The organism is Methanosarcina sp. (genome assembly GCF_028693135.1).
Taxonomy (GTDB): domain Archaea; phylum Halobacteriota; class Methanosarcinia; order Methanosarcinales; family Methanosarcinaceae; genus Methanosarcina.
In genome coordinates this window covers 20,477-29,135 of sequence record NZ_JAQUVZ010000046.1, presented here as the reverse complement: position 1 = coordinate 29,135, position 8,659 = coordinate 20,477, and the positions used below count along the sequence as shown (strand labels likewise).

The following is an 8,659-nucleotide window of genomic DNA, read 5'->3' as shown; positions in this document are numbered from 1 at the left end:
GGGTATAAAAACAGGATTTATACATCATAATTCTACAGAAATTTTAGAAAATTGAGTAAACTTTATATAAAAAGATTGGAAAATTCTAGACCGCCCAAAATGGAAAAAAGTTAACCGCCCTTGACACTGTATTATTCAGACACTTATTCAGGCATTTCATCTCTTCAGATATTTATTATTTGACTTTCACTCTCTGCTTTTTCATCACTATTAAGTTTCATTTTTCTCTGTTGAAAGCCAGTACAAAACATATAAAATAACAAAAGGATTGAAATTGCGAAAGCTACAAAAGGAAACAAAGCCTGAAAAGAAGGAAGCGAAAAAGATATTAAAGCTGATCCTGAGCACACGCAGGAAAATTATATATGAAAATTATAATAGAAACGCCCAAATACAGTTTTTCGAAATACCAAAAAACAGAAAAAGGCTATGAAAGAGCTTTTTATTCTCCCCTTCCCACCATCTTTAATTATGGTTTCATAGAAGGCACAAAAGGTCCAGACGGTATGGAAGAAGACGTGGTCGTGCTCGGTCCCCGCATGTCCAGAGGGGAGACTCTTGAAAGAGAGGACTTTGACGGCCTGGTAAAATTTCTGGATAACTCCGTTCGGGATGATAAAAAATTAGTGTATATTAATGGCTTTTGCTATCCTACTCTGCTCGCTTTTTATTTCAGGCTTTATGCCCTGTTCAAAACCTTTCTCTATGCCCTCCACGAGGGAAAAATTACAAGGTGCAGGTTTGAAGGAATCGTATTCGAGAAGTTACATTGAGTTATCTTATTTATTTTCGGCTTCATCTTCCTTTTCAAGTACAACAATGCGCGCAATCGGGGCATTTGTTTTCACGGACTCGATTCCCTTCAGGCAACCTTCCTTGCTTTTGTACCCCTGGCTTATCGTGATGATCTGCCCGTTTCTTGCTCTTAACCTGAAACGGTATTCATTTGCTGCATCAAGATATACTTCAAATTTTGGCATTCAGTTCCCCCTTGTTTGGTTAAATGGTTAATTTTCAAAAGCTCTGATATCAATGTCTGAGATTTCAGGTTCAAGATATTCCCCGGAGGGTTCCCGAATCCTGTAATATATTTGAGTTCATTTATTTAAATAATATTCTATGTAAAAAAATTAAAAAATTTACTTTTAAAATACCCAGAATTACCATCCCTTGATGAGGAATAATGAAACAATACTTATAAAAAAATTCTAAAAAAAGTTCTAAAAAGAATTCTAAAAAGAATTCTAAAAAAAGTTATAAAAAGAGTTCTAAAAAGAAAGTTGTAAGTAAAAATCCATTAGAAAGAGCTATCTGATAACCGATTTATCAGGGAAGGGTACTTTTAGAAAACTACTAATAATTTGAAGAAGCTTAAAAAAAGGTGATTTAAAAATGCCTTTCCACGTGATGCTAATCCCTACCCTTGGCTGTCCTGCGAATTGTAGTTATTGCTGGAGTTCCGAGGAGAAATCCCCTATAATGAGCATCGAAACCATAAAAGAAGTAGTTGAATGGCTCAAAAATTTCAGGGATGATTCGGTTACCTTTACCTTCCATGGAGGGGAGCCACTCCTGGCTGGCGCGGATTTTTACCGGGAAGCTTTACCTTTACTTGTTGAGGGTTTAACCCCCAGACAAATAGCTTTTGCAATCCAGACAAATCTCTGGAAGCTTACTCCGGAGATAGCCGAGATTTTTGCCGAATACAATATTCCGATTGGTTCCAGCCTGGACGGTCCCCAGGAGCTTAACGACCTGCAGAGGGGAAAAGGATACTATGAAAAGACCATGCGAGGCTATGAAATTGCCAGGGCTCACGGGCTGCTGGTGAGATTCATCACTACTTTTACATCTCATTCCATAAATTTCAAGGAAGATATTTTCAATTTTTACCTTGAAAAAGGCTTAACTCTCAAACTGCACCCCTGCCTGCCTTCATTAAAGGACGACAACCCCGATAAATGGGCACTTGATCCGGAAAAGTATGGAGAACTGCTAATCTACCTTCTTGACAAATATCTGGAAAACATGGGCCGTATTGAGGTTATGAACATTGACAACATGTGTAAAGGTGTGTTCACAGGCCGGGGTACTGTATGTACCTTCGTGGACTGTATGGGGGATACTTTTGCAGTAGGCCCTGACGGCGGGATATACCCCTGCTATCGCTTCGTAGGCTTGCCCGAGTACGTCATGGGTAATGTTTATGACCACCCGACAATGGCAGACCTCGCCCAGTCCGATGCCTGGAAACTCATGCACCAATATAAGGAGTACGTGGACACGGCATGCGGCAAATGCGCCCATATCAACTACTGCAGAGGCGGATGCCCTTACAATGCCATAGTACCCACGGACGGGGAAATAAAAAGTGTCGACCCGCACTGCGTTGCTTATAAGATGATATTCGATGAAATAACCAAACGGGTCAATGAGGAAATGTTCGGATCCTCCGGTGGCATGGAAAATATGTTTCAGCCGCAGTCTATGGAGTCCTCCAGGGCGAGTATAATGTCCCTCATGCTTAAGAAGATCTGATACAGAGAACCAGAAGAGTTGAGTTTGAACAAACTTACCTCTAAGGTTCAATTAATTTTAGTTTAATTTCCCATGGTTGTCTGAACCAAAAGAGCTTCTTTGTTTAAGTCACCCGGAACTTCAGGGCTATTGTCAGCTTTAAAACCCCGCTCTTTCGGCTGCACAGTCGCGAGCGACAGTTCAGGAGCTCAAAAATAATATATTCAACTGGAAATTTCAGCCGAAATTCAGCCTTACGGACTCCTTACGGACTAAATCTCATTTTTTCAGCGACCCTTTTGTATACCCTCATTTTCTTAAGGTCTTAGGGAAGCCTTACTGCGATTCCTTTGCTTCTCAAACCATTTTGTCCGATTAGCTTACTTATTTCTGTTTTTCTTATTCCAATTTCTTTACTTTGGCTTTTTTCTTCAGGTCTGTTTACCCGTGCCGAAATATAATTTTGGTTTTTAAAAGAAAAGGTGATCCCTGATTAATTGGTTGGTATTATTCCAAAATGACTTCAAATTGCATATTTTGTTCTTTCTTTTCACGCGCCGCGCAAGACTTGAACCCACCCGGCGTACCGTAGATCTAAACGAACCCAGTAGCTTTGCTGAAAGCTCTAATAACAAAATATCAACCATGTAAAAGGGGACGACCATAGAAAAGAAAAAGGAAATAAAAATTAGTGAGAAAAAGAATTTGGTGAACGGGGAAACCCTGTGGTGGTTAAATTTTGTGTGGTGTGTTGCTTGGGTGTGATCTTGTAGATCTTGTAGATGTAGTTAAGGGCTGGTCCGTTCACTATGCTAAATTCAAAATTCCTGACTGGCTATATAAATATTTGGATACTATTATATTAAATTGCCTTTTTGTGATATTAGAGGCAGGTTTTAATGGCTCAAACGGATATTTTTTACAGATTTTAGCCTTTATTGCCAAAAAGCAGGTATCATTCTTTCCAGAAAACACTTTTACCTATTTTTTTGACCTACCGTTTTTTGTAACTGCTCTATTTTTTTGACAGGTCTTTCCTCAGCTGCCCTTTTCGGCACCTTTTTTACCAACCTTTCGATAAATTTTTGTAGATTTTCAGTCTTTTTCTCCGCGCCTTCTACAGCTTTTTCTTCCCCAACCTGTTTATACTATGAAGTTTTTTCCTATCTATACATTATAACGAATTACACTGATAGTTTTCAATATCGAGACCATAAGGAGACTTGCAATGAGAAGCGACATCATCAAAGAGGGGCCTGAACGCGCTGCCAACCGTTCCCTCCTTAAAGCAACGGGGGTTACGGATTCGGAAATGAAGAAGCCGTTCATCGCAGTTGTCAATTCCTGGAATGACATAATCCCTGGCCATATTCACCTGAATAAACTTGCTGAGGCTGTAAAAGCTGGAATCAGGAACGCGGGAGGAGTTCCTTTTGAGTTCCATACCATAGGGATCTGCGACGGGATTGCAATGGGGCATGAGGGCATGAAATATTCCCTCCCCAGCAGGGAAGTTATAGAGGACACAATCGAACTGATGGTCAGAGCTCACCAGTTTGACGGTATGGTCCTTATCCCTACCTGTGATAAGATCGTACCAGCGCACCTTATGGCAGCAGGCAGGCTTAATATCCCTGCCATTGTTGTGACAGGAGGGCCAATGCTCCCTGGATACGTGGACGATAAATATACTGACCTTATCTCAGTCTTTGAAGGGGTAGGTGCCTACAGAGCAGGCAAAATCTCCGAAGCCGAGCTTCAAAGGCTTGAAAATCTTTCCTGTGCAGGGGCAGGGTCATGTGCCGGAATGTTTACTGCAAACACAATGGCATGCATGACTGAAGCCCTCGGGATGAGCCTTCCTGGCTGTGCAACCGCCCATGCAGTGGATGCAAAAAAGACGCGCATTGCCAAGGAATCCGGAGAGCGCATTGTGGAGCTTGTAAAAGAGAACATCACCCCAAGGCAGATTGTCACCCACAAATCTTTTGAGAACGCCATAATGGTCGATATGGCGGTTGGCGGAAGCACAAATACTACCCTGCACCTTCCTGCCCTTGCCCATGAGTTCGGGCTTGAGCTGCCCCTTGAGGCCTTTGATGAATTGAGCAGAACAACACCCCATCTGATTTCCCTCAGACCCGGCGGCCCGAATTTCATGCTGCACTTTGATAGGGCAGGCGGCGTCGAGGCAGTAATGCAGAGGCTTGCTTCAAAACTTCACCTTGACCAGCTGACAGTTAACGGCAAAACTATCGGGGAAAACCTGAATGAGCTTGACATAGTTAACCCGAAGCTGAATAAAGAGATCATTGCAACCCTTGAAAAGCCAATCCATGCCGAAGGAGGAATTGCAGTTCTCAAAGGAAGCCTTGCCCCTGATGGCTCGGTTGTAAAGCAGGTTGCGGTTGACCCGAAAATGCGTATCCATACAGGCCCTGCAAGGGTGTATGATTGTGAAGAAGACGCTATGCAGAGCATTCTTGCAGGGGATGTGAAGCCTGGAGACGTTGTCATTATCCGTTATGAAGGTCCCAAAGGAGGGCCTGGAATGCGTGAAATGCTGGCATCCACAGCCGCAATTGCAGGCATGGGCCTGCTCGAGTCCGTGGCTCTGATAACTGATGGGCGCTTCTCCGGAGGGACCCGCGGACCATGTATCGGACACGTCTCTCCTGAAGCCAGTGAAGGGGGGCCAATAGGCCTCGTAAAAGATGGGGATCTTATAGAAATCAACATTCCTGAAAGGGTTCTTAACCTGAAAGTCTCTGAAGAAGAGCTACAGAAGCGGAAAGCTGCTTTCGTACCTCTTAAAAAGGAGGTCACGGGTTACCTTGCCAGGTACCAGCGTTCCGTCCATTCCGCAAACACTGGCGGGATAGTGGACTGAAATCGATTAACACTCTATTTTCACGGAGGTCTTTTCCTCCGTTTTCCTCTCTTTTTCTTCTTTTTTTGAATATCAGGAATTTTCGTTCAGGATTTCATTGATTTTCCTATCTTTGACCTGCACTTGCCGGAAGAGCATCCTTAGAATTATTCAGATACAGCCCTCATGGAAATGTTTATAGTGCCCCAAAACTATATTTTATACGACCTTATTATTCAAAACAAATTATTCAAACCGATTTATTCAAACCCACTTTTTATTTGGAAAATTCAGGAGGCCGAAATTTTGGAAGTAGAGGGGTTATGTTCAATCTGCGGGCGCCCGGCTAAACTTCATACCTGCCATTTATGCGGAAAACTTGTATGCAGCCAGTGCATGGACCGTAGAAAAGGAATCTGTATAAAGTGTGCGGGTGGTAGGGAAGGTTCTGCACCCAATTCAGGGGATATCGGAACATTTAAGGAATGATAAAAATATAACTTCTAAATTTCAGTTTGGGAATTGACCTCCAGTTCCATTTCCCCCAATAACCATTCTTGGCAACAAAATACGGACAAATTTAAAGAGTTCTCTGATCCATTCAACATTATTCGCCATAATAGGGTCGTTTTTGTCCCGGCAGAGTTGCGGCTCTGCAGTGCGCTGTTCTTTTCGCTACGCTCAAGAGGACCAATTTAAAGGTTATAATGTAAACTTCGCAAGGTCAAATGGGCTGAATAATAAATATTAATGACCAGTTAAACCTTATTAGCTGTATTGTGTCGTTTTTGTCACGCTCGACGCAGGAGAGCGGCTTTCAGACAAAAAATAAGAAAAAAGACCATAAATAAAATTTATAAATTAAAATTGAAGTAAAAAGTCTGCGAAAAAGCAGTCAAAACAGAATTAAATTATACCTGAAAATAATCCATTACACATCTGATTATATCGATTTTTACTACTTCCTCAAACATCTTCTCTTCTTTCTATTCTACCTCTTTCTTCGATTCTTTTCTTCGATTCTACCTCTTTCTTCTTTTTGGGAAGGGCCGCCAGACAAGCTGGCGGAGGCGCCCTATATTTGCCTGCGAATTAAATAACGGTTTTCAGGGGTTTATGGAAGTATTTTTCGGTCAAGGGAGGCATTAAACTATAAGTCTCATTTTCTCTTAATACCAGCAGGAATTCACCTGTTATTTTTTCTTACGGGCAGACGCGACGGCTTCAGTCCTGCAAGGAGTAGAAAAGAAAAACAAAATATTCCAGCTTTGGATATTCTGAATAATACTAACCAATTAATCTGGAAACACCACAGATCAGCAAAAATTAGCAAAAATCAGCAAAAAGAGATACAAGTAAAGAAAAAGAGACAGTCACGATTAATGAAGGCAGACGTATCTTAATTAAAAAATATACACCAGCCGGGATTCGAACCCGGGTTCGAGCGTTGGCAACGCCCGGTGATGACCGCTACACTACTGATGTACGAGGCTGAAAGGGCGCTCTGTAGCTTTTTTAGTTACTTTTTTAGCTATATACATTCTTATTAATTAAGTTGACCCCCGGAGAGATTTTGTATATCCGGTTCCTGAAAAAAACCCGCTTTAGTTCCAATTGTAGGGGGTTTTCCATATGCCTGTCAGGTCTGTTCTTTTTGTCTTTATTCTTTATAATTTATTCATTATTCTTTTATCCGAATATATTACAGGTACAGTTTTTGGGGAATTGTGTTTTATAATATCAAGCCAGTATAGAATGGCATCTTTCGTGAGCTGGCAACTAATTATTATATATCTCTAAAATATATCGATCTTTGTACTGGCCTTCTCACTTTGGTATTGAATTTGATGAGTGATGGGTTTTGAGCGAGCTTGAAAAACTGATAAACCTTGCAAAAAATGCAGCCGATAAAATCCGGAAGCATAGCTTTGTACGCATAGTTTCACATAATGATGCTGATGGACTGACTTCAGCCGGGATCATGGCCCAGGCCCTGCTACGGGCAGGCATCCGTTTCCAGCTTTCAATAGCAGGAAAATTGGATGATTCTGTGATCGAAGAAGTGAACAGTAACATATCTCAGGGAGAACTTGTTATTTTCTGTGATATGGGCAGTGGGCAACCTGAACTTATAGGTAAGGTGGCGGCTGACGTCGTGGTGCTTGACCATCACCAACCAGTAGGAAAGTCCCCTGCAAAAGCCGTTGTAAATGCCCATTTGGTAGGAATAGACGGGGCGACGGATATCTCGGCTTCCGGCACGTGCTATCTTGTAGCCAGGGAACTTGGGGAAGGAAACATTGACCTTGCAGGGCTGGCAATTGCAGGCGCAGTTGGAGATAGGCAGCTTTTCCAGACTGCCAATGCCTTTATTCTGGATGAAGCCTTGAAAGCAGGAGTTGTGTCAATCAGGAAAGGGCTGAAGGCAGGGGATGGAGACCTTGTGGATGTCCTCGCATACAGCACAGAACCTTTCCTGGATATAACTGGCTACCCTGAGAAAGCAGCGGAATTCTTAAACCAGCTGGGGCTCTCCGGAAACATTGAAAACCTATCTGCAGAAGATATCTCAAAACTTGCCAGCGCCATTGCCCTGAAACTTGTCAAGCAGGCAAGCCCTGAAGCAATTGAAGCCGTCATCGGAGATGTCATCTTGCTTAACAGGGAGCTGGTGCCCAATGTCTATGATTTCATCTCCATCCTCAATACCTGCGGGAAGCAGAAGGTTTACGGGCTTGCCCTGGCTCTCTGCCTGAAAGACTCAACTATTGTCGATGAAGCCCTTTCCCTTACAAAAGAGCATGAAAAGAACCTTGCAGTGGATGTCCGGGAAAATGTGGGGAAAATTCGCAAAGGGGAGAATATCTGGTACATCAGTACGGTTGATGCCCTTTCCACAGGAAGCCTTGCCACAACCGTAGTCAGATACCTTCATCCCGAACTTCCTTTCATCTGTGTAAACGAATCTGAGGGAATCCTGAAGGTTTCTTCAAGGGGTACCCGTGAACTTGTATCAAAAGGCCTTGACCTTGCCTTTGCCCTCAGGGAAGCTGCAGGCGCAGTCGGCGGAAGTGGTGGCGGGCATAGTGTCGCATCCGGAGCCGCAATCCCTCTCGGAAGTACGGAGGAGTTCCTGAGCATCGCAGACCGGATCATAGGAGACCAGCTCAGGAAAAACGCCAGTGGGAAGGCAAAGTAAAGGCAAAGTAAAGCAAGGAAATTAAGCGGGAAAATGAAGCGGTAGAATGAAGCGGTAGAATGAAGCGGTAGAAT

Annotated in this window: 7 protein-coding genes and 1 tRNA gene; 6 read left to right on the top strand and 2 right to left on the bottom strand. The window is 42.8% G+C overall.

Annotated features, from left to right (window positions below; all coding sequences use genetic code 11):
- The first annotated feature begins 365 nt into the window (after window positions 1-365).
- On the top strand, window positions 366-773 hold the full coding sequence (locus tag PHF18_RS15115; RefSeq protein WP_300104300.1) for an inorganic diphosphatase: 408 nt from the start codon (window positions 366-368) through the stop codon (window positions 771-773).
- 6 nt (window positions 774-779) lie between these two features.
- Here the strand turns inward: PHF18_RS15115 and PHF18_RS15110 are convergent, their stop codons facing one another.
- On the bottom strand, window positions 780-980 hold the full coding sequence (locus PHF18_RS15110) for a YegP family protein (RefSeq protein WP_300104298.1): 201 nt from the start codon (window positions 978-980) through the stop codon (window positions 780-782).
- A gap of 412 nt (window positions 981-1,392) precedes the next feature.
- Here PHF18_RS15110 and PHF18_RS15105 point away from each other — a divergent pair, with 412 nt between their 5' ends.
- From PHF18_RS15105 to PHF18_RS15090, 4 genes are all read left to right on the top strand, one after another.
- Window positions 1,393-2,538, top strand: coding sequence for a TIGR04083 family peptide-modifying radical SAM enzyme (locus tag PHF18_RS15105; protein ID WP_300104297.1), 1,146 nt, complete (start codon window positions 1,393-1,395; stop codon window positions 2,536-2,538).
- Window positions 2,539-3,256: 718 nt separating this feature from the next.
- Window positions 3,257-3,544, top strand: coding sequence for a hypothetical protein (locus tag PHF18_RS15100; RefSeq protein ID WP_300104296.1), 288 nt, complete (start codon window positions 3,257-3,259; stop codon window positions 3,542-3,544).
- 201 nt (window positions 3,545-3,745) lie between these two features.
- Window positions 3,746-5,407 (top strand): dihydroxy-acid dehydratase, encoded by a 1,662-nt coding sequence (gene ilvD / locus PHF18_RS15095; protein ID WP_300104294.1) that lies wholly within the window; start codon window positions 3,746-3,748, stop codon window positions 5,405-5,407.
- 285 nt (window positions 5,408-5,692) lie between these two features.
- The gene (locus PHF18_RS15090) at window positions 5,693-5,875 is read left to right on the top strand and encodes a hypothetical protein (RefSeq protein ID WP_300104293.1); all 183 of its coding nucleotides are present in this window, start codon (window positions 5,693-5,695) and stop codon (window positions 5,873-5,875) included.
- A 924-nt stretch (window positions 5,876-6,799) separates the two neighbouring features.
- Here the strand turns inward: PHF18_RS15090 and PHF18_RS15085 are convergent.
- Window positions 6,800-6,871 (bottom strand) — tRNA-Gly (locus tag PHF18_RS15085).
- A 376-nt stretch (window positions 6,872-7,247) separates the two neighbouring features.
- Between PHF18_RS15085 and PHF18_RS15080 the strand changes: the two genes are divergently transcribed.
- Window positions 7,248-8,585 carry a DHH family phosphoesterase gene (locus PHF18_RS15080; protein ID WP_300104291.1) on the top strand — a complete coding sequence of 446 codons (1,338 nt, stop codon included), beginning with the start codon at window positions 7,248-7,250 and terminating at the stop codon, window positions 8,583-8,585.
- Window positions 8,586-8,659 lie beyond the last annotated feature (74 nt).